At 65.6% G+C, this 23,450-nt stretch carries 18 protein-coding genes; 17 read left to right on the top strand and 1 reads right to left on the bottom strand.

What is annotated here, in order from left to right; translation table 11 throughout:
- The first annotated feature begins 3 nt into the window (after positions 1 to 3).
- The 14 genes from OEX18_02940 (at position 4) to rseP (ending at position 13,780) form a co-directional block, all read left to right on the top strand.
- Complete coding sequence (locus OEX18_02940; protein ID MDH4336214.1) at positions 4 to 2,799, top strand: 4Fe-4S dicluster domain-containing protein; 2,796 nt, start codon at positions 4 to 6, stop codon at positions 2,797 to 2,799.
- Positions 2,789 to 4,126, top strand: a complete 1,338-nt coding sequence (gene nrfD / locus OEX18_02935) for a polysulfide reductase NrfD (protein MDH4336213.1) — start codon at positions 2,789 to 2,791, stop codon at positions 4,124 to 4,126. Before OEX18_02940 ends, nrfD begins: the two co-directional genes overlap by 11 nt.
- Complete coding sequence (locus OEX18_02930; GenBank protein MDH4336212.1) at positions 4,123 to 4,551, top strand: DUF3341 domain-containing protein; 429 nt, start codon at positions 4,123 to 4,125, stop codon at positions 4,549 to 4,551. Before nrfD ends, OEX18_02930 begins: the two co-directional genes overlap by 4 nt.
- 2 nt (positions 4,552 to 4,553) lie before the next feature.
- Positions 4,554 to 5,627, top strand: coding sequence for a hypothetical protein (locus tag OEX18_02925; GenBank protein ID MDH4336211.1), 1,074 nt, complete (start codon positions 4,554 to 4,556; stop codon positions 5,625 to 5,627).
- Positions 5,628 to 5,759: 132 nt separating this feature from the next.
- Positions 5,760 to 6,197 carry a 50S ribosomal protein L13 gene (gene rplM, locus OEX18_02920; GenBank protein ID MDH4336210.1) on the top strand — a complete coding sequence of 146 codons (438 nt, stop codon included), beginning with the start codon at positions 5,760 to 5,762 and terminating at the stop codon, positions 6,195 to 6,197.
- A gap of 38 nt (positions 6,198 to 6,235) precedes the next feature.
- Positions 6,236 to 6,652, top strand: coding sequence for a 30S ribosomal protein S9 (rpsI, locus tag OEX18_02915; GenBank protein MDH4336209.1), 417 nt, complete (start codon positions 6,236 to 6,238; stop codon positions 6,650 to 6,652).
- A gap of 191 nt (positions 6,653 to 6,843) precedes the next feature.
- A complete protein-coding gene (rpsB, locus tag OEX18_02910) occupies positions 6,844 to 7,599 on the top strand; it encodes a 30S ribosomal protein S2 (GenBank protein MDH4336208.1) in 756 nt (251 codons plus the stop codon).
- Positions 7,600 to 7,621: 22 nt separating this feature from the next.
- Positions 7,622 to 8,218 (top strand): translation elongation factor Ts, encoded by a 597-nt coding sequence (gene tsf / locus OEX18_02905; protein ID MDH4336207.1) that lies wholly within the window; start codon positions 7,622 to 7,624, stop codon positions 8,216 to 8,218.
- 16 nt (positions 8,219 to 8,234) lie between these two features.
- The gene (pyrH, locus tag OEX18_02900) at positions 8,235 to 8,948 is read left to right on the top strand and encodes a UMP kinase (GenBank protein ID MDH4336206.1); all 714 of its coding nucleotides are present in this window, start codon (positions 8,235 to 8,237) and stop codon (positions 8,946 to 8,948) included.
- Between the two features lie 15 nt (positions 8,949 to 8,963).
- Complete coding sequence (frr, locus tag OEX18_02895; GenBank protein ID MDH4336205.1) at positions 8,964 to 9,521, top strand: ribosome recycling factor; 558 nt, start codon at positions 8,964 to 8,966, stop codon at positions 9,519 to 9,521.
- A gap of 53 nt (positions 9,522 to 9,574) precedes the next feature.
- On the top strand, positions 9,575 to 10,321 hold the full coding sequence (locus tag OEX18_02890) for an isoprenyl transferase (protein ID MDH4336204.1): 747 nt from the start codon (positions 9,575 to 9,577) through the stop codon (positions 10,319 to 10,321).
- Positions 10,305 to 11,189, top strand: coding sequence for a phosphatidate cytidylyltransferase (locus tag OEX18_02885; GenBank protein ID MDH4336203.1), 885 nt, complete (start codon positions 10,305 to 10,307; stop codon positions 11,187 to 11,189). Before OEX18_02890 ends, OEX18_02885 begins: the two co-directional genes overlap by 17 nt.
- A gap of 21 nt (positions 11,190 to 11,210) precedes the next feature.
- Positions 11,211 to 12,386: a 1-deoxy-D-xylulose-5-phosphate reductoisomerase gene (gene dxr / locus OEX18_02880; protein MDH4336202.1), complete on the top strand. Its 1,176-nt coding sequence runs from the start codon at positions 11,211 to 11,213 to the stop codon at positions 12,384 to 12,386.
- An 11-nt stretch (positions 12,387 to 12,397) separates the two neighbouring features.
- Entirely contained in the window at positions 12,398 to 13,780 is a 1,383-nt protein-coding gene (gene rseP / locus OEX18_02875) for an RIP metalloprotease RseP (protein MDH4336201.1), read from the top strand.
- On the opposite strand, the gene OEX18_02870 is transcribed toward rseP, so the two are convergent.
- Positions 13,760 to 14,122, bottom strand: coding sequence for a hypothetical protein (locus tag OEX18_02870; GenBank protein ID MDH4336200.1), 363 nt, complete (start codon positions 14,120 to 14,122; stop codon positions 13,760 to 13,762). The genes rseP and OEX18_02870 overlap by 21 nt on opposite strands.
- On the opposite strand from OEX18_02870, the gene bamA reads away from it, so the two are divergent.
- From bamA to OEX18_02855, 3 genes are all read left to right on the top strand, one after another.
- Complete coding sequence (bamA, locus tag OEX18_02865; GenBank protein ID MDH4336199.1) at positions 14,112 to 16,097, top strand: outer membrane protein assembly factor BamA; 1,986 nt, start codon at positions 14,112 to 14,114, stop codon at positions 16,095 to 16,097. The genes OEX18_02870 and bamA overlap by 11 nt on opposite strands.
- Positions 16,098 to 16,101: 4 nt before the next feature.
- Complete coding sequence (locus OEX18_02860) at positions 16,102 to 20,001, top strand: translocation/assembly module TamB domain-containing protein (GenBank protein ID MDH4336198.1); 3,900 nt, start codon at positions 16,102 to 16,104, stop codon at positions 19,999 to 20,001.
- 97 nt (positions 20,002 to 20,098) lie between these two features.
- On the top strand, positions 20,099 to 23,377 hold the full coding sequence (locus OEX18_02855; protein MDH4336197.1) for a BamA/TamA family outer membrane protein: 3,279 nt from the start codon (positions 20,099 to 20,101) through the stop codon (positions 23,375 to 23,377).
- The last annotated feature ends 73 nt before the right edge of the window (positions 23,378 to 23,450 follow it).

The following is a 23,450-nucleotide window of genomic DNA, read 5'->3' as shown; positions in this document are numbered from 1 at the left end:
TGGGTGGGAGTCGCGTCGGGCGCCTCCGTGCTCGCCGGCTGCGATGTCAGCCGCAAGTCGGAGAAAATCATCCCGTACCTGGTTCCGCCCGAGGATGGGCTCGTTCCGGGTGAGGCGACCTACCTGGCGACGTCGTGCACCGAGTGTCCGGCCAACTGCGGCATCAGCGCGCGCGTGCGCGACGCCCGCCCGGTGAAGGTCGAGGGCCTCGCCGCGCATCCGGTCAGCGACGGGGCGCTGTGCATCCGCGGGCAGGCCTCGCTCAACCGTCTCTATTCCGTGAACCGCATCCGCCAGCCGCTCATGAAGGATGCGTCGGGTGCGCTCGCGCCCGCCACCTGGGAACAGGCGTTGCCGAGGATTGCGGGCGCGATCAAGGGCAATGGAGAGCACGCGTTTCTGTCCGGGCGCACGTCGGGCTCGTTCTCTGCGCTGGTGGGAGAGTTCAGCACCCGCAGCGGCGTGCGCCGCCTGCCCGAGTTCGAGTTGTTTTCCTACGCCGCCGTCCGCGAGGCCAATCGCGCGCTGTTCGATCAACCGGTGGTCCCGGCATTGCGGCCCGACGAGGCGGATATCATCGTCACGGTGGGCGCGGACGTGCTGGAGACCTACGGCAATCCGGTTGCGTTCTCGCGGGCGCTGGCCCGGCGCCGCGACCGGGGCGGTGCCTTCGCCTGGTACCACGTGGAACCACACGCCTCGATGACCGGTTTCAAGGCATCGCATCGCATGGTGGCGCGTCCCGGTACCGAGGCGCACGTGCTGGCGTTCCTGCTGCACTACCTGGCGGGTCACCGTTCGCTCGATTCGCGCACCATGGCCCACGTGAATCGCGTGCCGGCGATGAGCGCGGAACGCGCCAGCGAACTCTCCGGGATTTCGCGCGAATCGCTCGACCACATGGCGGAGGCGCTTGCACGTGCGTCCAATCCGCTGCTGGTGGCGGGCGGCGTATCGGTGGCGGGCGACAGTGGACTCGATACCGCGCACCTGGCCGCGCTCATCCAGTCCGCCTGCGGCATGCACGGGCGCACGGTCGATTTCGCCCGCGTCACGGACTACTCCAGGGTTGGCAGCATGGCTGACATCGACCGCCTGTCCCAGCGTCTGGAGGCGGGGCGGGTGGGCACGCTCATCCTGTTCCAGGTCGACCCGGTGGGGCGTCTGTCCGACGAGCGCTTCGAAAAGGCGCTGGGGCGCGCGGCACTGCTGGTCGGCGTGGGTGACGCCATGAACCCCACGCTGGAGCGTTGCGACGTGGTACTGCCGCTCTCGCACGCGCTGGAGTCGTGGGGCGACGCGGAGCCCGCCGCCGGGGTACTCAATGCGGTGCAGCCGGCCATGCAGCCGCTCTTCGACACGTTGTCGGAGGGTGACGTCCTGCTGCGCATCATGATCGAAGCCGGGCTGGTACCCGCGACCACCTATCAACAGTACGTGACCGATCGCTGGACGCGCGAGTACGGCGTGGCCGTCGACGAGATGCTCAACAAGGGCTACGTCGATCGTGGGGCGCGCGACGGAACGCGTCCCGCACTGCGCGACGCCGACCACCGTTTTACCTTCGACGCCGCGCCCGCGACGGGCACCGTGCTGGTGGTGGCGCCTTCGCTTCGCTGGTACGACGGCCGCGGCGAGTCTCTGGAGTTGCTGCGCGAGATTCCCGACCCGCTATCCGCGGTGACCTGGGACGCGTGGGTGTCGGTGGGTCCGGCAACCGCGGGTGCGCTGGGTGTGCGCGACGAGGACGAAGTGGAACTGCGCGCCGGCGGTTGGTCCGCGCGTCTGCCGGTACGCACGCAGCCGGGGCTGGCGCAGGACGTGTATATGGTGCAGCGGGGGGTGGTGGCCGTTCCGGCCGGCTGGTCGCGCGCAAGTGGAGAGGCCGGGGTGCTGGTGGGCGAACTGAGCGTGCGACCCACGGGGCGGCGTGTGCGCACCACCATCGTGTCGGGATCGACCGCGGCGGAGGGGCGCGCCCCCGTGCCGGGTGAGCATCCCGCGCACTTCGGGGCGCTGGGCCGCATCGAAAAGGAGCACGCGGAGGGGCACGGGCACGAGCCCGCGCGCGAGGACGTCTCCTTCTACCCGGAGCCCAGCTACCCGAAATACCGCTGGGCCATGGCCATCGACATGGACAAGTGCACGGGGTGTTCGGCCTGCATCGCGGCCTGCACCATCGAGAACAACGTGGCTCTGACGGGACGCGACGAGCACCTCAAGGGCCGGGAGATGCAGTGGATTCGCATCGAGCCCTACTACGCGGCGGATGGATCGCAGGCAGATTTCGTTCCGACCATGTGTCAGCACTGTGATTATGCGCCGTGCGAGCCGGTTTGCCCGGTGTACGCCACCTACCACAACGACGAAGGACTCAACGCACAGGTGTACAACCGCTGCGTGGGTACGCGTTACTGCGCCAACAACTGTTCGTACAAGCAGCGCCGCTTCAACTGGTTCGACTTCAGCAAGCGCCCGCACCCGATGGACCTCATGGTCAACCCCGATGTGTCGGTTCGCGGCAAGGGCGTCATGGAGAAGTGCACGTTCTGCGTGCAGCGAATCCGCAAGGCCCGCGACGTGGCCAAGGACGAAAAGCGCGACATCCGCGAGGGCGACCTGACCACCGCGTGCGCGCAGTCGTGCCCGGGCAATGCCATCGTGTTCGGCAACCTGCTGGACGAGAATTCGGAGGTCTACAAGTGGGCGCACGATTCGCGCTCGACGCGTCTGTTGGAGGAACTGGGCACGAGCCCCGGTGTGTTCTACCTCAAGAAGGGAAACGGTCATGACGCATAAGACCGCGGCCGGGTCCGGCGCGACGCACCCCGCCTCCGAGGCGCGGCTTCAGATAGAGCGCGACGTCATTTCCGCCATGCAGAAGCCGGGCCTGGGGTACTGGGCGCTGGTCGGGTTCTTCGCCGTTGTTTTCGGGGTTTGCCTGCTGGGGGCGTGGGCCTGGCAGATCTACAAGGGCATCGGTGTGGGCGGCCAGCAGAACCCGGTGGGCTGGGGTGTGTACATCGTCAACTTCGTGTTCTGGGTGGGTATCGCGCACTCGGGAACGCTCATTTCCGCGGTGCTGTTCCTGTTCCGCTCCAAGTTCCGCGCCAGCTTCAACCGTGCCGCGGAGGCCATGACCGTGATCGCGGTCATGTGCGCCGGCATGTACCCGCTGATCCACCTGGGCCGCGCCTGGTATTTCTTCTGGCTGCTTCCGTATCCCAACCAGCGCCTGCTGTGGACCAACTTCAAGTCGCCGCTGGAGTGGGACGTATTCGCGGTTTCGACCTACCTCACCATCAGTGTGGTGTTCTTCTATGTCGGGCTGATTCCTGACTTCGCCATCGTCAAGCGCTACACCAAGGGCTTCAGCCGCCACGTCTACAGCGCGCTGTCGCTGGGCTGGCTGGGCACCAAGACGCAGTGGCGCAACTACAACATGCTCTACGCGCTGCTGGCCGGGTTTGCCGCGCCGCTGGTGCTGTCGGTGCACTCGGTGGTTTCGTGGGACTTCGCCATGGGCCTGGTGCCGGGCTGGCATACCACCATCTTTGCGCCCTATTTCGTGGCCGGTGCCATTTTCTCCGGCTGCGCCATGGTGATGACCCTGTGCATCCCCATGCGCAAGATCCAGAAGCTGGACCGGGTGATGCCCATCGACCACTTCGAAAAGCTGGCCAAGACCATGCTCTTCACCTCGATGATCGTGGGTTACGCCTACATCATCGAGTTCATCCTGTCTTACTACAGCGGTAACGTATACGAGTTCGGCATCTTCGCCGACCGCGCCACCGGGCACTACAAATATCAGTACTGGGGCATGGTGTTCTGCAACATGATCGTGCCCTTGCCGCTGTTCATCAAGAAGCTGCGACGCAGCCTGCCATACCTTTTTGTCACGTCGATCTTCGTCAACATCGGCATGTGGCTCGAGCGCTTTGTAATCATCATTACGTCGCTCTCGAAGGAGTTCGTCCCCTACGCGTGGGGCGCCTACAAGCCGTCGATGATCGAGATCAGCATCACCATCGGCACGTTCGGGTTCTTCTTCATGATGTTCCTCCTGTTTGCCAAGTTCCTGCCCGTGGTGGCGATTACCGAGAAGAAGGAGGAAGTACATTGACGGAGAAATTCGTCTTTGAGAGCGAACACGAGTTCCTTCACAAGCTGGAGGAACTGGTGAAGAGTGGGGTCAAGCCGAAGAACATCGAGATACGTGCGCCGCACCCCGTGCATCACGCGGAGGACATTCTCGACATGAAGCCGAGCATCGTCCGTACCTACGCGCTGATCGGCGGTCTGGCCGGGGCGGCCACCGGCTACCTGTTTACGTCGCTCACGGCTCTCGACTGGGTTCTCCCGGTGGGGAACAAGCCCATCGTGGGCATTCCCGCCTACACCGTCATCGCGTTCGAGTTGATGGTGCTGTTTGGAGGGCTCTCGTCGTTCCTGGGCTTCCTGGTGGGCTCGCGGATGCCGGGGGTACGGACCATCATTTCCAGCGACGAGTTCGTGGACAGTTTTGAGATCTACGTGAGGAAGGACTGACCATGGGGATCCAGCTCAACGGAATCCGCTGGTTGATCGCGTCCGTGGTGGTTGCCGGCATCGTCTTCCTCGCCGAGACACTGCTCGAGCCGGGCGCCGGGGGGACGCTGACCATCGTCATGGCGCTGTTCCTCGGTATCGCCGAGGGGGCCATCGTGTTGATGGCGGGCGCGGAACTCTCGGACGGTCACTGGCACCGCCCCCTGCTCTCGCGGGCGGCGTCGCTGCAGTTCGTGATCCCCGCGGCGGGGTTGTTGTTCCTGGTGAACATCCCCCAGCTGGGTATCTACCCGTGGACCCATGTTCCGGGGACGTGGCTGACCACCAAGCTGTTCATCGTGCGCCACCTGATCATGATCGCGCTGGTGTTCCTGGTGGCGCGCACGTTCCTGGCCGGAGCGATGCGGGGCGACAGGCGGGCGCGGGTGTGGGCCGTGATCTACGTCATTCTGTTCATGGCTCATCTCAGCATGATCGGCATCGAGTGGTTCATGTCCATCGAGCAGCCGTGGTTCTCGACCCTGTTCGGTGCGTTCGTGGCGGTGAGTGCGTTTCTCACCGGCATCTGCACGCTCGCGCTGGTGATCTTCCCGTGGCGTTCGCGGGCCGACGCCCCGTCGAAGCTGGTGCAGAAATCGATCGGCGGCCTGATCTTCGGGTTCGCCACCTTCTGGGCCTACTTCTACTTCTCCCAGCTCATCGTGATCTGGTACGGCAACATCCCCGAGGAGGCGTCGTACCTGGCCCGGCGTATCGGCTACCACACCCCGTACTGGCTGGTGGCCCGGCTCGTCTTCGCCATGGTCTGGATGGTGCCGTTCGCCGTGCTCCTGCGGCGCAAGAACAAGACGATCCCCGCCGTGACTTCCGCGCTCGCCCTGGTGGTCATCTCGGGGGTCGTGCTCCAGTACTGGCTCATGCTGGCCCCGGTGACCGTGGTCAGCATTCCGCTGCTGCTGATCGAACTGGGCCTGATGGCCCTGCTCACCGCCAGCATCGTGCGGTCCCACGAGAGCCTGCTCCACGTCGCGGACCCGGTGCCCGGCGAGGGGGCGGTGGCTGCTACGGGCCACTAGGCGCGGCCGGGGGCCCGGCACCGCCGGAAAGGGGCTTGACGGGGGCCCCGCAGGCTGGTATATCTTGCAGACTTTCCCCCGGAGAGACGGGGAGGGGTGTGCGCTCTAAGCGCGGGTGAATCAAGCATGTTCATGAAGACACATACAGTCAAGGGTGCCGATATCAAGGAGACGTGGTACGTGGTGGATGCCACCAACCGTCCCCTGGGCCGGCTCGCCTGTGAGATTGCCAATGTACTGCGCGGCAAACACCGCCCGGAGTTCTCGCCGCATCTCTCGCTGGGCGATCACGTCGTGGTCATAAACGCCGACAAGATCTACATCAGCGGGGCCAAGCGCGAGAAGAAACTCTACTACCGCTTCTCCGGATATCCCGGGGGGCTCAAGGTTCGCACGATGCGCGAGGTGATCGACAAGGATCCGACCGCCGTCGTTCGTACCGCGGTGCGCAAGATGCTTCCCAGCACCCGGCTGGGTCGCCGCATGCTCAAGAAGCTGCGGGTCTACTCGGGCCCCGAGCATCCGCACGCGGCGCAGCGGCCCGGCACGATGCCGCCGACGGGTTACTAGGCACCGGATACGGTGACACGGAAAGACGGATTATCGACATGGTGACAAAGAAGCAGGAAGCGGCCAAGGCCGCGTTGATTGGGGCGGTCGGACGCCGCAAAGAGGCGGTTGCGCGTGTGTTTGTCCGGCCCGGAGAAGGCAAGATCACCGTCAACGGACGCGGACTCACCGAATACTTCGGCCGCGAGACGTTGGTGCTTTCGGTTCGGGAGCCGCTGGAAGCGACCGAGTCGACGGACCGGTACGACATCGAGGCCACGGCCGACGGTGGCGGGATAACCGGCCAGGCGGGCGCCGTCCGGCTGGGGATTGCGCGTGCCCTGATCAAGCTCGACGAACGGTTTCATCCGATGCTCAAGGCCCGCGGCCTTCTCACCCGCGATCCGCGGATGAAGGAGCGCAAGAAGTACGGCCTCGCGGGTCGTCGCAAGCGGTTCCAGTTCTCGAAGCGTTAGTCGCCCGGGAACGGCCCGCGCCGCTCGTTTCTCAACCATCGAATCCAGGTCGTCAGTAAGGATGCGCCGCGAGCGGCGCGTTCGTTATCACACACACCGCGCCCCGAGCGGGTTGCCCCGGTGCTCCATCCAGGATGGGGTCGGCGATCCAGCGCGGTGGAGGCTCAACCGAGATCCAAGGGGGTCCTACTATGGGTGATGTCACCCTGCAAGAACTGCTCGAAGCGGGCGTTCATTTTGGCCACCAGACCAAGCGCTGGAATCCCAAGATGAAGCCTTTCCTGTTCACCGAGAAGAACGGCATCCACATCATCGACCTCGAGAAGTCTCTCGAGTGCATCGTTCGCGCGCGCGACGCCATCCGCGAGGTGTCGTTGCAGGGGCGCATGGTACTGTTCGTCGGCACCAAGCCGCAGGCCAAGTTTGCAATCTGCGAAGAGGCAATGCGCTGTGGGATGCCGTATGTGACCGAGCGCTGGCTGGGCGGGACGCTCACCAATTTCAATACCGTCCGCAAGAGCCTCGGCCGTCTCGAGTATCTCGAGAAGATTGAACTCGACGGTACCATCTCCCAGTTCTCCAAGAAGGAAGCTTCGGGGCTGGCCAAGGAGAAGGAGCGCATTCTCAAAACGCTGGGTGGCGTGCGCAAACTCACCGACCTGCCCGGCATGGTGTTCATCGTGGACACCAAGAAGGAACAGAACGCCGTCAACGAAGCCCGGCGCCTGTCCATTCCCATCGTGGGCGTGGTGGACAGCAACGCGGACCCGGACGAAGTCGATTATCCGATTCCGGGAAACGACGACGCCATGCGCGCCGTCGGACTGTTCGCGAAGATCGTGGCGGATGCATGCATCGAAGGCCGCGCGCGTTACAGCGAGGGCCGGGACATTTCGACGGGTGACGAGCCGGCAACCGACGAGGCGGGCTCAAAGTCCGTTGCATAGCAACAAGGTCAGTGCGGAGGAAATGATGGAAATCAGTGCGGGAATGGTCAAGGAGCTGCGCGAGCGCACCGGGGCCGGCATGATGGATTGCAAGAAGGCGCTCTCGGAGAGCGCGGGCGACGTCGAGAAGGCGATCGAGTTCCTGCGCGTTCACGGGCTGTCCAAGGCGGCCAAGGCCGCGGGTCGCGAGGCCAGCGAGGGGCTGGTGCTGTCCTACATTCACCCCGGCAACCGCATCGGCGTGCTGGTCGAGGTCAACTGCGAAACCGACTTCGTGGCCCGCACCGACGAGTTCCAGGACCTGGTGCGCAACATCGCCATGCATATCGCCGCCGCGGCACCCCTGGGCGTGGGGCGCGAGGACATCCCCGCCGCCATCGTCGAGAAGGAGCGCCAGGTATTCCACGCGCAGGCCATCGAGGAGGGCAAGCCCGCCGCCGTGGCGGAGAAGATCGTCCATGGACGCATCGAGAAGTTCTTTGCCGAGGCGGCGCTGTTGGATCAGGTGTACGTGCGCGACAACGACAAGAGGGTCAGCGACCTGGTCAACGAGGCCATCGCAAAACTGGGCGAGAACATCAGGGTTGCTCGCTTCGCTCGCTTCCAACTCGGCCAGTAGCGCCGGAGGTACCGTCCTGAACGAGACAAGGTTCCAGAGGATCCTGCTCAAGTTCAGCGGTGAGATTCTCGCCCGCGACGACGGGGGCGGCATCGATTTCGACAAGCTCGCCTCGTACTCGAAGCAGATTGCCGAGGTCAAGGCGGCCGGCATCGAGGTCGGACTCGTCATCGGCGGCGGCAATATCCTGCGCGGCAGCACGGGCAGCGAGAACGGCATCGACCGCGTCACCGCGGACTACATGGGCATGCTGGCCACGGTGATCAACGCGCTCGCGTTTCAGAGCGCGCTCGAGCACGCCGGCGTGGACACCCGGGTGCTGACCGCCATCAAGATGGAGCAGCTCGCGGAGCCCTACATCAAGCGGCGCGCCATCCGGCACCTGGAGAAGGGCCGCATCGTCATCTTCGCCGGCGGGACCGGCAACCCCTACTTCACCACCGACACCGCCGCCGCGTTGCGCGCCATCGAGATCGAGGCGGACGTGGTCATGAAGGGCACCAAGGTCGACGGCGTCTACGACGGCGATCCGCTCAAGGACCCCGGCGCCAAGCGTTTCGATACGCTCTCCTACATCGACGTGTTGAATCGCCGGCTGCGGGTGATGGACGCGACCGCGATTTCACTTTGCATGGAGAACAAGCTGCCAATCATCGTATTCAAGCTGACGGGTGACAACAACCTGATGCGCGCCGTACGTGGCGAACCGGTTGGAACGACTGTTTCCTGAGTTTGGAGGCGAGTTATGCTGGACGAGCACTACAAGAAGACCGAAGAGCACATGGGCAAGACGCTGGAGAACCTCATCCACGAGCTCTCCGGCATCCGCACCGGCAAGGCCAGCCCGGCCATCCTGGACGTGATTCGCGTGCAGTACTACGGCCAGAGCGTTCCCCTCAAGCAGGTTGCCAACATTTCCGTGCCGGACCCGCGCACGCTGGCCATCCAGCCGTGGGACCGCTCCACGATGGGGGAGATCGAGAAGGCCATCCAGGCGTCCGACCTGGGGTTGAACCCGCAGAACGACGGGTCGCTGATCCGCCTGCCCATTCCCGCGCTCACCGAGGAACGTCGCCGTGATCTGGTCAAGGTGGTAAAGAGAATCGGCGAGGACGCCAAAGTGGCGGTGCGCAACGTGCGCCGTGACGCCAACGAGAAGCTCAAGAAGCTCGAGAAGGAGCATGAACTGTCGCAGGACGAGATGCACACGCGGCAGGACGCCATCCAGAAGCTCACCGATCAGTTCGTGAAGCGGGTGGACGACGCGGTCGCGGCCAAGGAGAAGGAAGTCCTCGAGTTGTGACGAACGCGGCTCCGGCACAACAGAACCGTTGAGCCCGCCGCGGCGTGGAATGCATGGCTAACGACATCGACGTCCAGATCGAGGCGCTCAAGGGCGCGGAGAACCTGCCCCGACACATCGCCGTCATCATGGACGGCAACGGCCGCTGGGCAAAGAAGCGGCGCCTGCCCCGGCTGGCGGGTCACAAGGCGGGAACGGAGCCGGTGCGCAAGTGCGTGCGCGCCTGCGCCCGCATCGGGATCGAACACCTCACCCTCTACACATTCTCGCTGGAGAACTGGAACCGCCCACGCGCCGAGGTAAACGGCCTCATGCTGGTTCTGGAAGAGGTGTTGCGGCGTGAAGAGCTCGAACTCAACCAGAACAACGTGCGGCTGAACGCCATCGGCCGTCTCGACATGTTGCCGCAGTCGACCCGCCGCACCCTTGCCGAAACCATCGAACGCCTTTCCAGCAACACCGGGCTGCGGCTCACCCTCGCACTGAGCTACGGTGGCCGCGCGGAGATCGTGGATGCGGCCGCCAGGCTGGCCGGGCGCATCGCGTCCGGCGAGGTCACCGCCGGACAGGTCGACGAGGCGGCGTTTCACGACTGCCTCTACGACCCTGCCCTCCCCGACCCGGACCTGCTCATCCGCACCAGCGGGGAACTGCGCGTCTCCAATTTCCTCCTGTGGCAGATCGCCTACGCGGAGATATGGGTGACCGACGTGCTGTGGCCGGACTTCACCGAAGCGGACCTCATGGAGGGCATCCGCGCCTACCAGTCACGCGATCGCCGCTATGGACTCCACGCCTGACCCGAACACGGCCGCCCCGACGCCGCCGGCAGCCTGGTACCGGCGCACCACCGCGCGGCGCATCGCCACCGGCGCGTGGTTCATTCCCGCCTTCATCGTGGTCACGCGCATGGGCGGCTACGCGTTCCTGGCCTTCGTCGACCTGGTGATCGTGCTGGGCATGCTCGAGTTCTACGGGATGATGCGCAAGAAGGGCATTCAGCCCTACCGTGGCATCGGCGTGTTGTGCGGCGTCACGCTCTCGACGTACTACTACTTCCGCAGCGGTCTCTACGCGAATTTCTTCCTGACCTTCGTGGTGATCGCCCTGATGGGGCTGGAGCTGACCCGGCGCGACGGGCGCCTGGCCGTCTATCACGTTTCCACCACCGTGTTCGGCGTGATCTACGTGGCGTTTCTGGCCTCCCACATGATCCTGCTGCGCGAACTGCCGCGGCTGGTGGGGTTGCCGTACAGCGAGGGCGCGTCGTTCGTATTCCTCGCGTTCATGGTGACATGGGCGTCGGATACCGGCGCCTTCGCGGTGGGGAGCCTGCTGGGGAGGACGCCGTTGCTCACGCGGGTATCGCGCAACAAGACGTGGGAAGGAGCCCTGGGCGGGATGGCGTTCGGTGCGCTGGCGGGCTGGATTGCGTCGGTGACCTTCGCGCCGTACCTCGACGCCGCGCGGGCCATTGCCGTCGGTGCGCTCGCCTCCCTGGTGGGGCTGCTCGGGGACCTGTTTGAGTCGATGCTCAAGCGGGACGCGGAAGTGAAGGACTCGGGCCGGATTATCTCGGGCCATGGCGGGGTCCTGGACCGATTTGATAGTTTACTCTTCACGGTGCCTCTCATATACTACTTCCTCAAGTTCGTGATTTTTCAATAGGTTACGTTGCAGGGAGCGGCTTTGTCTCGCAAGAAGGTGGTTGTCCTCGGTTCGACCGGCTCCATCGGCCGGAACGTGCTCGACGTGGTGCGCAGGCATCCCGATGCGTTCGAGGTGGTGGGCCTTGCCGCCCACCGCAACGTCGCGCTCCTGAGGGCGCAGGCGGGCGATCACCCCGCCGCGCGGGTGGTCGTCACCGACCCCGGGGCGCGCGCCGAAATCGAGGCGGATGCGGCGGTTCGCGGCCGCTGCGTGGGCTATACCGAAGGCGCCCTGCTGGAGCTCGCGGGTGCCGGTGGCACGGACCTGGTGGTCAACGCGCTCGTGGGATTCGTGGGGCTGGCCCCCACCCTGGCCGCGCTGGACGCGGGCATCCCTGTGGCGATCGCCAACAAGGAATCCATCGTGGCGGGTGGCGAGTTGCTGGTGCGCGCCGCGGAGCGGGCGGGGGTGGGACTGATCCCCATCGACAGCGAGCACGTGGCCATCGCCCAGTGCCTCGCGGGGACGGTGAAAGGCGACGTCGCCCGTGTGATCCTCACCGCGTCGGGCGGGTCGTTGCGGGACCGGAACCCGGAAACCCTGGCCGACGTATCGGTGGAGGACGTCCTGGCGCATCCCACGTGGCGCATGGGGGCCAAGATCACGGTGGACAGCGCCACCTTGATGAACAAGGGACTCGAGGTGATCGAAGCGCACTGGCTCTTCGGTTTTCCGCTGTCGCAGATCGACGTGGTCATTCACCCGCAGTCCATCGTGCATTCGATCGTTCAGTTTGTCGACGGATCCATGCTGGCGCAGATGTCCAAGCCTGACATGCGGCTGCCGATCCTGTACGCGCTGTCCTATCCGAAACGGCTGCGCTCGGATCTGGGGGCGAGTGTTCTCGAGTTTCCCGAACTCACGTTCGCGCCCGTCGACGAGGCCCGCTACCCGTGCTTTCAGCTGGCGCGCCGCGCGGCGCTGGCGGGGGGGACCGCCCCGGCGGTGCTGAGCGCCGCCAACGAGGTGGCGGTGTCGTCCTTTCTGGAGGGAAGTCTGCCCTACGGCGGCATCGCAGACGTGATCGCATCCGCGCTGGACGCCATGGGGGTGCGGCCGGTCGAAACACTACAGGATGTTCTGGAAGCCGACGCGCAGACGCGCAGCTGGATTCAGGAACGCAAAAACGCACGCGCGGCCGGCAACGACCGCTAGAACAGGAATACATGCTGACAACCATCATCGCGGGCGCCTTCGTTCTGGGAGTCGTCGTCATCGTGCACGAGTTTGGACATTTCATCGTTGCCAAGCTGGGCGGGGTGTACGTGAAGACGTTCTCCATCGGCTTCGGCAAGAAACTGATCCGCCACCGTGCGGGCGAAACCGTCTACACGCTCTCGGTGCTGCCCTTTGGCGGCTACGTGAAGTTTGCGGGCGAGTCCGAGTTGTCCGACGAGCCGGAGCCGGATCCCGGCGTGTCCCGGGGTCCGCTGGACGAGGTGCCCGACAGCGAGATCCCGCGCGCGCGCTATTTCACCACGCAGAGCCGCTGGCTGCGCGCCGCCGTGCTGGTGGCGGGCCCGTTCATGAACTACGCCACGGCGGTTCTTCTCTACGCGGGCGTCTTCCTGTTCCAGGGCGTGAGTGTCATCCCCACCACCACGGTGGGTGAGGTGGTGGCCGAGGGACCTGCGGCGCAGGCGGGAATCGCCCCCGGCGACACCATCCTGTCCGTGGCGGGAAAACCGGTGGGGGACTGGTACGACGTGGAGAGCTTCCTCATCGAGGACGCCGATGTCCCCAAGAACGTCGAACTGCGGCGCGACGGCGAGACCATGCTGGTCTCCCTCGCCCCCGGGCACGAGGGGGGACGACTCACGCTGGGTCTGTATCCGCACGTGTCCTCGCGCATCGGGCGTGTGCAGAAGGGAAAACCGGCGGCGCAAGCCGGTATCGGGCCGGGCGCGGTGGTGGAGGCCATCAACGATACCGTCGTCACCACCTTCGAGGACGTGCGGCGCATGGTCAACGACAGCCCGGGGCGCCCGCTCTACATACGCTGGACGCAGGACGGCCTGGCGCACGCGGATTCGGTGGTTCCCGATTCCAAGGACGTGCTCAAACCCGGATCCTCGTCGGAGTTCATGACGGTCGGCGTACTCGGCATCGGTCCGTATTCCGAGCGCCGCCGCGAGGGATTCGCGGCGTCGGCGGCGAGCGGGTTCAACGCGGCCAACGGCATGATCGTGCAAATCGTCGGCTACGTGCGGCAGCTGTTCGTGGGGCAGATGGATATCAAGACGCTGGGCGGGCCGATTCTCATCTATCAGATGGCGGGGGACGTTGCCAACTGGGGCTTCGACTACCTGCTGCTGTTCCTGGCCTTTTTCAATATCAACCTGTGCATCTTCAACCTGCTTCCGATACTGCCCTTCGACGGTGGCCACCTGGCGCTGCTGGGATGGGAGGGGATCACGCGGCGGCCGATCAACCGGCGCGTGCGCGAGTGGATGATGCAGGGCGGATTCGTCCTCATCATCCTCTTGATGGGGTTCGTGGTGGTGATGGACCTGGCGCGGTGCTCGGGGTCAGTCCCCGGCGGGTTCTGAGGTGCCGGTTGAGTCGCGTCCCGACAGCCGGTCCTCGATGGTCTGGAACACCATCGACCAGCGCTCCGGCGTGGCGTTGAGGGCGGAAATCGTGCGGGCCACGCGCAGTGTGTCCACCTCGGTGGCCAGTGAGTCGAGCAGGCGCTCGGCGATGTCGCGCTGGAAGGTATGAAGAGATCCTGCGCGCCGCACGCTGATGTAGGCTTCGACAAGATAGAGTTCGTCGCTGGAGAGGGGTGACGGCTGACGGCTTTCCTTCTGGCCGCACGAAAGCAAAGCCGCAACAAGTACGGCGGTGACTGACAGGCGCCGCAATGGCGGCCGGAGGAAGATGGGTCGCACGTCACTCCCAGCAATGGACTCGGGGTCGCCCGTTAATTACACCCCGCGGGGACGCCGTGTCAAGGATGCGTACCGGACTGCGACGCTGCTGGCGGCCCTGCTTTGCTGCCTGATCGGCTCCCCGCCCGCCCGCGGCGCCGATGCCCCGCCCGACGACAAGGTCTTTCTCGGACGCATCGTCATCACCGGAAACGACCAGGTTCCGGAAAGCGACCTGCGCTCGCGTATGCGGACGCAGGAGCCCTCCATGTTCTCCATCTTCCGCCGCCCCCGCCTGGACCGCCCCCAGATCGAGCGGGACGTTGCCCAGCTCGAGGCGTACTACCATTCGATAGGCTTTCCGCGCGCCCGGGTACGGCTGGAACGGGTGGAGTACGTGGAAAACGACCGCTTCGCCAACGTGTACATCGTCGTGGAAGAGGGCGAGGCGACGCGGGTCGTGAGTGTGAGCTTCGAGGGGGACCTGCTCATGCCGGAGGCGAGTCTGCGCAAGGACCTCCTGCTCGAGCGCGGGGCCCCGTATAACCCGTCGCTGCTCGCGACCGACGTCTACCGGATCAAGGGGAAGTACTTTGACCGGGGCTACCTGGGCGTGTCGGTGGCGGATTCCGCCCGTATCGACAGCAACCGGGTATGGATTCGCTTCGTCATCCAGCCCGGGACCCAGCTCAGCGTGGGCGAGATTCTCATCGAGGGAAACCGGGAGGTGCGCCGCGGCGTCATCGAGAAGGAGATCGAACTGAAGCCGGGTGAGGTGTGCCGTTTCAACCGCGTTCTCAAGACGCAGCGCAACCTGTTCGAAACCGGGCTGTTCACGGTGGTCGACGTGGTGCCCGAGAACATCGACCCCATCGATCGCACCGTGGATATCCGCATCCGGGTGCGCGAACGCAAGAGCTCCTGGATCGAGGCGGGCTTCGGCGTGGGCAATCTGCTGGGCAGCCGCGTCTTCGCGGAATGGGGCACCCGCAACCTGGGCGGCACCGGGCGCACGCTCCGCCTCAAGGCCCAGTATGCGTTCGACTTGTTCGAGGGTGACGAATTCGACGTGAACAAGCTCCAGCTCACGAACACCTTCTACCGCTACGACGTCGTGTTCCAGCAGCGCCGTTTTCTCGGCATCAAACTCGGTATCGGACTCAACGGCTTCATCGAGCACGATGCCACGGTGCCCGACCTCGAGATCAACACCATCGGTTACGCGTTTGGTACCGCGCGCGACTTCGGCCGCCACAGCGAGGTGCTGACCGGGCTTTCGTTCGAGGAGATCACGCGCCTTCCGGCCGGGCTGCCGGAGGAGAAATCGCGCTCGCATTCCTTCGGCCTCACCGCGAGCCGGGACGCGCGCGACTTTCTGCTGGATCCGCACCGTGGCGAGTACCGGGTTCTCTCCAGCGAGATCGCCGGCGGGATTCTGGGCGGAGACAACGACTACTACAAGTTCACCGGCAACTATCAGCGCTACCGTGGTGTCGCCGGCTTGTCCGTGTTCGCGTGGCGGGTGCGGGTCGGCTACGGCAATGCCTACGGCCGGTCCGACCTGGTGCCGGTGGAGAGCCGTTACTTCCTGGGCGGCGCGAATTCCGTGCGCGGTTACAGCGAGGCCAGCCTGGGCCCACGCACCACCGACGCCAACGGGAGGCCCCGTTACCTGGGCGGGCAGGTCCTGCTGCTGGCCAACGTGGAGACGCGCTTTCCGCTGCCGCTGCTGGCGCGGTGGAATTTCTCCGGGGCGATCTTCCTCGACGGGGGCAATGTGTATGCCGACGTGTCCGACGTGTCCGGATCCGGATTCCGCCTGACCTCGGATTCGGACGAGACGCGGGTTACGGACTTCCGCTACGGCCTGGGCGCGGGCATTCGTTACAATACCCCGGTGGGACCCATTCGTCTCGATTACGGCTATCCGCTCAAGCCCGATGCGACCACGGATGGCAACGGCAGCTGGTATTTCAGCCTGGGACAGATATTTTAGAGACATGAGCGAAGACGTCGGCACGCAGAAGAACAGTTCCACCCTGCGCCGCCGCATCTCTTTTGGGATTGCGGTGGTGTTGACGCTGGCCATCGTGGTGGTCGTCCATCGCCAGAGCCGCCTGCTGCCCGACCGCATCGCACGCTACGTCAACACACACTATCTGGCGGGATCCCCGTTCGAGTTCTCCCTCGACGGCATCTCGGGCACGCTGGTGCACAGGATCGAACTCAAGAACCCGGTGCTGCGCTACAACTCGCCAACCGCCACCTACAATGTGTTCCGCGCGGACCGGGTTTCGGTGAGGTATGAACTCATGCCGGTATTCGCGTTCCGGCTCGTCGTGCACGAGCTCGAGCTGGAGGGGGTGGCGCTGCACCTGCGCCAGGATGCGGAGGGGCGCCTGGTGCTCCCGGTCCCCCAGAACGAGAGCCCGTCGCAGCCGGGCCGCGGCATCGTCAATCCGGTGGTGGACGTGCGCAGCTTCCGCATCAACGGGCTGGAGATGACCTTCGGCGGCAATCGCACCGAGCTGGCCGTGCGGGACGTGCACCTGGCCGGGTCGTGTGGCTACGCGGGGGGGATGGGGCAGTTGCGCATCGACGAGGGCGGCGCATTCCTCATCGACTCGGGCAAGACGGTCTCCTCGGTGAGCCTCGGTGCGCGCACGGACGGCTCGAGCCTCTTTCTGGACGACTTCGCCGTGCGCCTGGACGAATCATTTGTCATGGCGGACGGCGAATTCCGCCACGGCCGTTTCCAGGGCGTCGACCTGGTCCTGAACCCGATATCGCTCGGCGAACTGCACCAGCTGGGAATCGCCCCCGACCTGGAGGGGGCGTTCTCCGGCCGGCTGTCGCTGGCCGGCACGGTGGACAATCTGGATGTTTCCGGAACCGCCTCCGGTGCCGGGCTGGGGGTTGAGCTCTCCGGGGTGACGTTCGCGGGAAAGGTGACCCCGTCCGGCGTCGACTTCAGTCGCTTCGCCGGCCGGGTGTTTGGATCGCAACTCGACGGCGCATTCAGCATTTCGCTGCCCGAGGAGGACTTCGTGTTCGACGGGACGTGCGAGGACCTGGATCTCTCGCGCGGCTTCATCGAGGATTCCGGGCTGCCGCCCATGTCCATGACCGGACGCATCCGCGTGGAACACGACAAGAGCGAGGGCACCTACGCGTGGCGCGGCGACCTCGACCGCGGCGTCGTGGACGGGTTCGAGAACTTCGGCGTGGCGGGCAGCGGCATCTGGCGCGATGGTGTGGGCCTCACCATCGATAATGTCGCCTTCGAGCGCCCCGGCTACCGCGTGGAGGGCTCGGGCAGCGTGACCGATGCCGGGAGCATCGCCGACATCGTGTTCCGGGTGGAGGCCACCGACCTGGGCTACTTCTGGAACCACTTCGAGCTCCCGCCGGTGGAGGGGGCGATCAACGCCACCGGGCGCATCCAGGGGCCCATCGAGGACTTCCAGCTGAACATCAACGGCAGCGCGCACGGTCTGCACTTCGAGTTTCTGGACGTGGACACCGCGCTGGTGCAGGCCGAGGCGCGCAACGTCGGTTCGCCGGCGCCCACGGTACAGGTATCCATCGCGGGCCGGCACGGCGCCGCGTGGGGACGGCCGTTCGATGCGCCCACCTTCCTGGTGGACATCGACACCACGGTGGTGCGCGTGCCCAACGCGCGCGTGACCCGCGGCGACACCACCATCGTGGTGGATCTGGATATCAAGGAGAAGGACGGGCGCTCGCGCATCGACATCCGCCACGCAGAAATTCTCACCCCGGCGGACAACTGGCGCACGGTGGCGCCGTCGGTGATTTTCGCCGACGAGAACAGTGTCGTGGCCGACACGGTGGTCTTCGAGTCGGGCCGGGGCCGTTTCGGTGGCGCCGGGTCGTACAGCGAGGCGACGCGGACCATGGACCTGTCCTTCTGGGGCCGCGGCGTGGACCTGTCCGTGCTGCGCGACGGGCTGCGCGCACCCATCGTGCTGCGCGGCCGCGGCGACTTCGCGCTGGAACTGGACGGCCCCGAGGAGAATCCGCGCGTGCGCCTGGACGTGGACGTCGTGCGCGGAGTGGTGGACAGCGTGGCCTTCGACGAACTCCGCGGGCGCATCGTGTTCGACGGCCAGACCTACCGCCTGGGCGGGATGCAGATGGTGGCCGGGCGCGACACCATCGAAGCGTCCGGCACGTGGGCGAGTGACGTCTCGCCGGTGCGGCTGGTACGCGGCGAGCGCCCCGAGGAGATCTGGGATTCCGCGCTCGCGTTGCGGGCACGGCTGGCCCACTTTCCGGTGGCCACCTTCTTTGCCGCCGTGCACCGCGCGCCCCCGGTCGCGGCCGAACTGGACGGCCGCGTTGCGCTGTCCGGCACGCTGGTGGCACCGCGCATCACCCTGAAGGGACGCGTTGCGCCCGCCGCCGGGCCGGGCCGGCCCATCCCGCTCGCCACGATCGATGCCGAGTACGTCGCCGGCGCGCTGCACGTTCGCAACGTGCACCTGCTGGAGGGCGTGGATGCGAGGGTCACCGGGGAGTTCCCGCTCACCGTTTCGCTGCGGGACGGCGTCAGCCTGGACCCGGAAGGCGCGCTGACGTTCCGCCTGGAAATTCCACGTGGCAGTGAGTTGAACAACGTCTCGCGCTACGTCCCGGAGATGGCGTGGCTGCGCGGCGTCCTGTACGGCACGGTCACCGGGCGGGGCACCCCGTCGGTGCCCGCGGTGACCGGAGAGCTGTCGCTCTCGCGCGGCGAGCTGCGGGTCGCCGGCATGCAGGAGTCGTTCTCCAACGTGGCGGCTCGCATCGATTTCGTGGATGACGTGGTGCGCCTCACCACGCTCACCGCCCGGTCGGGAGAGAAGGGTGCCGTGGTGGGCAGCGGGTGGGCGCGCATCTCCAACTACACGCCCGTCGACTACCGCGCCGACCTGTCGCTGCGTGACTTCCGGCTCACGTCGATTCCCAATGTCGACGTGCAGGCGGAAGGGAGCCTGGTGGCGCGCTACCACGAGTGGCGTGAAGGACGCAAGATCCCGCTCATCACCGGGTCCCTGGACGTGCGCGAGGCCAGCATCTACATGGAGCTCACCGCGGGAACCGAGGCCACCGGGGCGCTCACGCTGCCCACCGACGAGCCGGGCTGGATCTGCAGCGTCGATCTGCACGGCCCCAAGAACGTGTGGGTGCGCAACCCGGACCTGAACGTGGAGATGGCCGGCGATGTGATCCTCAAGAAGGACGAGCGGGGCATGTACTTCCGCGGCGACATGGCGGTGCTGCGGGGCTCCTACCGCGTGTACGGCTACAAGTTCACCATCACCAGCGGCACCATGGACTTCTCGGCGGCGGAGACGTTGCGCCCGGCGATGTTCATCGAGGCATACACGCCCCACCACACCGGCGATGGCCCCGACCGCAACATCTACCTCACCCTGTCCTGGCCGTACGACAGGAAGGAGCCCGAGATCTCGCTCGCATACGACGAGCCCGGCTACTCCGAGGCTGATATCTGGAACATGCTGGGCGGCCCCACCATGTTTGCCAGCGGCATGGCCACCAACACGCTGGAGCGCCTGATCAACGCGCAGATGACCGGGTTCAACGTCGACGTGGAACAGCGCAGCATCGAAGACACCGCCCAGCCGGGCGCCAGCACGCTGGAGCAGGAGACCCTGATCGGGGTGGGGCGGTACCTGTGGGAGGACATCTACTTCCAGTACAAGCGGGGGTTGTCGGTGGGTTCCGAGCAGGAGGTGAACGTGGAATACCGCCTGAGTAACAAGTTCCTGATCCGGTCCCAGTACATTTATAACTCCCGCAGGAACCGGGCGGGAATCGCAGGGCAGAATACGGACGAATTCAACCTCGACCTCAAGTACCGCTTCGAATACTAGGGCGGCATCAGGACTTGTCGCTGCCCGCCCGGCCACCGTATACTTATACGAGGAATCGCCCCCGCCGAGCCCCCACCGGTCGAGTGGAAGCAGTATTATGAAGCTTTACAAGGCCTTGGCTACAATCGCCACCCTCGCAATCCTCGCAGGTCTCCTGCCGGGATCGGCGCACGCCCAGCGCTTCGGGCGCAACAAGATCCAGTACTCCGACTACAAGTGGCACGTGCTCGCCACGCCCCACTTCGATATCCACTACTACGAGGGGGCCGAGGCATTCGCGGTGCGCGCGGGCCTGGTGCTGGAGGACGGCTACGAGGAGTACGCGTACACGCTCAAGGAGGTGCTGCCGTGGCGGGTGCCGGTGATCCTGTACTCGAACCACGCCGACTTCCTGGAGACCAACGTCACCGACGGCACTCTGCCCGAGGGCGTGCAGGCCTTCGCCGAACCCTCGCGGCGCCGCATCGTGCTGCCGTTCACCAGCTCGTTCAAGGAGTTCCACCACACCGCCATCCACGAACTCGCGCACGTGTTCACGTTCAACATCGTTTACAACCGGATGCTGGACAACGTGTTCACGCGCAACTACCTCTTCCCGATGCCGCTGTGGGTGGCGGAGGGACTCGCGGAGTATCTGGCGGAGGGCTGGGACGCGGACGCGGACATGTTCATCCGCGACGCGGTGCTCAACGACTACCTGTACCCGTTCTACGCAATCAGCGGCTTCTACGTGTATAAGGAGGGGCAGTCGGTCTTCAACTACATCGCGGAGACCTACGGCCACGAGAAGGTCCTGGAGATGCTGGATGTGCTGGCGGGGACGCGCAGTGCGGAGGCGGCGGTGCAGCGCACCATCGGGCTGTCGTCGGATCAGCTCTACGAGCACTGGTCCAAGGCGCTGCGCAAGCACTACTGGCCGTTGTACCCCGGCAAGCAGGAAGTATCCGACTTTGCCCGCAAGCTCACCGACCACGAGAAGAACCACGGCTACTACAACACCAAGCCGGTGCTGTCGCCCGACGGCGAATACATCGTGTTCTTCAGCGACCGCCAGGGGATGATCGAGATCCACGTGATCTCCGCCCTGGACGGCAAGGAGATCGCCAAGGTCGTCACCGGTGCGCGCTCCAACCGCTACGAGTCGCTGCACCTGCTCACCAGCTCCATCTGCTTCGATCCGGAGGGCAAGCAGGTGGCGTTCGTGGCCCGCTCCGGGGGGCACGACGCGCTGTTCGTGCGCGATATCAAGACCGGCGACGAACGCCGCTACGAGGTGGCGTCGCAGGGACTCACCGCGCCCGCCTGGAACCCGGTGCGCAACGAGATCGTGCTTTCGGCCACCTTCCACGGGCAGACGGACCTGGTGTCGGTGGACCTTGCCACCGGCCTGATGAAGCGGCTCACCAACGACGGGGCGGACCAGCTCACGCCGCGCTTCTATCCTGACGGCAACCGGGTGATCTTTGTCTATTACCCGGAAACGACCATTCCGGTGCCTTCCGACTTCTCGGGGGAAAATCGCAAGCGCCTGAGCGAAATCAATTTTGCCAGCTCGAAGAACGTGCGCCGCGACGCGAGCTACGACGTCTGGGAGTACGACTTCGCCACCGGCCGCCAGCGCCCGCTGGTCGAGTCCGACGGCGACGACACCGACCCGCTGGTGCTGGCCGACGGCAAGACCATCATCTACGCGTCGGATGAGTCGGGTGTGAACAACCTTCACGCCGGCGACATCGAGACCGGCGACACCTACCGCTTCACCGACGTGCTGGGCGGTCTCTTCACCCCGAGCGTGCACGAGGAGAAGGGCCGCATCGCCTTCTCCGCGTTCGTCAACGGCGGCTGGGACGTCTTTGTCTCCGATGACCTGCGCACGCTGCTCGGGCGCCGCTATCTGCAGCCCGCGCAGTCGATCCTGGCCCACCAGCCCAACATCGCGCGCATGGACCTGGCGGCCACGGAAAAGGCCAAGGCGGAGGCCGCGGCGGCCGAGGAGGCCGCGAAGGCGGCGAAGGGCGCGTCTCCGGCGACCGGTGCCGGTGCCGCCGACGCACCGGCCCCGGGGGCGGAATCGACCCCCGTCACGACCGTTGCGCTCGCACCGGACAGCGCGCTCGCCGCGTCCGGCGGCGGGGCGAGCGGCGCGGATTCGGGCTTCGTGGACGTCGACAGCTACACGCCCGCGGTGCGCCCCATACAGCCGGCGGGCCCGCTGGAGGCGGGCGCCGCGCCGCCGTCGAAGCCGCGGCCGGCCACCCTGTCCGAGGCGCTGGGCAACGAAGACGTGTATCGCGGCGCGAGCGTGCGCCCGTACAAGACCAAGCTCGCGCCCGACTTCATCGGCAGCGGTGGCGGGCTGTACTTCTCGTCGAGCTACGGTTTCGGAATCGCCAACGCCATCGCCATGTCCGATATCCTCGGCGACCACCGTGCGACGTTCGCGTTCAACCTCTACCAGGACATCGCCCAGTCCGACTTCCTGCTCGCCTATTCGTACCTCAAGCGCCGGGCGGACTTCACCTTCGGCGCATACCAGCTGAGCAGCTTCTACGATTCGCGCATCACCAGTGCGGGAGAGTTCTCGGCCTACCGCCTTTTCAGCGAGCGCAACCTGGGCCTGTTTGGGTCCATGAGCCTCCCGTTCAACAAGTTCTACCGCATGGAAGTCGATCTGCAGGCGTACATGTCGGAGCGCGAGTTCTACACGCAGGCCAATCCGTACACCGGAATCTACTCGTCGGCGGGCGTCTCACAGGTGCGGCTGCTGGAGCCCACGCTGGCGTTCGTGCACGATTCGGCCTTCTTCGGCCCCTTCGGACCGGTGGAGGGGTCGCGCTGGCGGGCGTCGGTGTCGCGCGGCGTGGCGTTCAGCAATAACGATATTTCGCGCACCACCGGGTTCGCCGACTGGCGGCGCTACAACACCATCTTTTGGCGCAACTCCATCGCACTGCGTCTCACCGCCGCCGGCAGCGAGGGCGAGGACCCGCGCGTGTTCTCGCTGGGCGGTCCCACGACGCTGCGCGGTTACGACTACCAGCAGTTCTGGGGAACGCGCATGTGGCTGGCGAGCTTCGAGTATCGCTTTCCACTCTTCGATGCCATCATCTTCGGATGGCCGGGGCGCTGGGGATTCACCAACATCGGCGGCACCGCCTTCTTCGATGTCGGTGCGGCGTTCGATGGCAGCCCGCGCAATCCCATCAATCTCGACGGCAGCCGGCTGCGCCTGGACGACTCCCACGCGGACGTGGGTTTCGGGGTGTACATGTACGTCGGCTACTTCCTGATGAGCTTCCAGTTCGCGTGGCCCACGGATTTCTACGAGTTCGCCGACGACATGCAGTTCCACTGGTACATGGGCCCCACGTTCTAGCCCACGCCCCCGCCGGGACCAGGATCCGCTCCCGCACGCCCAGATTTCGCTCCCGAAAGGGCGCGCGCCTGTG

Source organism: Candidatus Krumholzibacteriia bacterium, from assembly GCA_029865265.1.
Lineage (GTDB): Bacteria > Krumholzibacteriota > Krumholzibacteriia > WVZY01 > JAKEHA01 > JAKEHA01.
Note: the sequence above shows the minus strand (reverse complement) of the source record. Positions and strands in the feature narration are given on the sequence as shown.

Bases quoted from the DNA above. Each gene is read 5' to 3' on its own strand.
- nrfD (MDH4336213.1), top strand. From the start codon at position 2,789: ATGACGCATAAGACCGCGGCCGGGTCCGGCGCGACGCACCCCGCCTCC.
- OEX18_02925 (MDH4336211.1), top strand. From the start codon at position 4,554: ATGGGGATCCAGCTCAACGGAATCCGCTGGTTGATCGCGTCCGTGGTG.
- rplM (MDH4336210.1), top strand. From the start codon at position 5,760: ATGAAGACACATACAGTCAAGGGTGCCGATATCAAGGAGACGTGGTAC.
- rpsI (MDH4336209.1), top strand. From the start codon at position 6,236: ATGGTGACAAAGAAGCAGGAAGCGGCCAAGGCCGCGTTGATTGGGGCG.
- rpsB (MDH4336208.1), top strand. From the start codon at position 6,844: ATGGGTGATGTCACCCTGCAAGAACTGCTCGAAGCGGGCGTTCATTTT.
- tsf (MDH4336207.1), top strand. From the start codon at position 7,622: ATGATGGAAATCAGTGCGGGAATGGTCAAGGAGCTGCGCGAGCGCACC.
- frr (MDH4336205.1), top strand. From the start codon at position 8,964: ATGCTGGACGAGCACTACAAGAAGACCGAAGAGCACATGGGCAAGACG.
- OEX18_02890 (MDH4336204.1), top strand. From the start codon at position 9,575: ATGGCTAACGACATCGACGTCCAGATCGAGGCGCTCAAGGGCGCGGAG.
- OEX18_02885 (MDH4336203.1), top strand. From the start codon at position 10,305: ATGGACTCCACGCCTGACCCGAACACGGCCGCCCCGACGCCGCCGGCA.
- rseP (MDH4336201.1), top strand. From the start codon at position 12,398: ATGCTGACAACCATCATCGCGGGCGCCTTCGTTCTGGGAGTCGTCGTC.
- bamA (MDH4336199.1), top strand. From the start codon at position 14,112: ATGGGTCGCACGTCACTCCCAGCAATGGACTCGGGGTCGCCCGTTAAT.
- OEX18_02860 (MDH4336198.1), top strand. From the start codon at position 16,102: ATGAGCGAAGACGTCGGCACGCAGAAGAACAGTTCCACCCTGCGCCGC.
- OEX18_02855 (MDH4336197.1), top strand. From the start codon at position 20,099: ATGAAGCTTTACAAGGCCTTGGCTACAATCGCCACCCTCGCAATCCTC.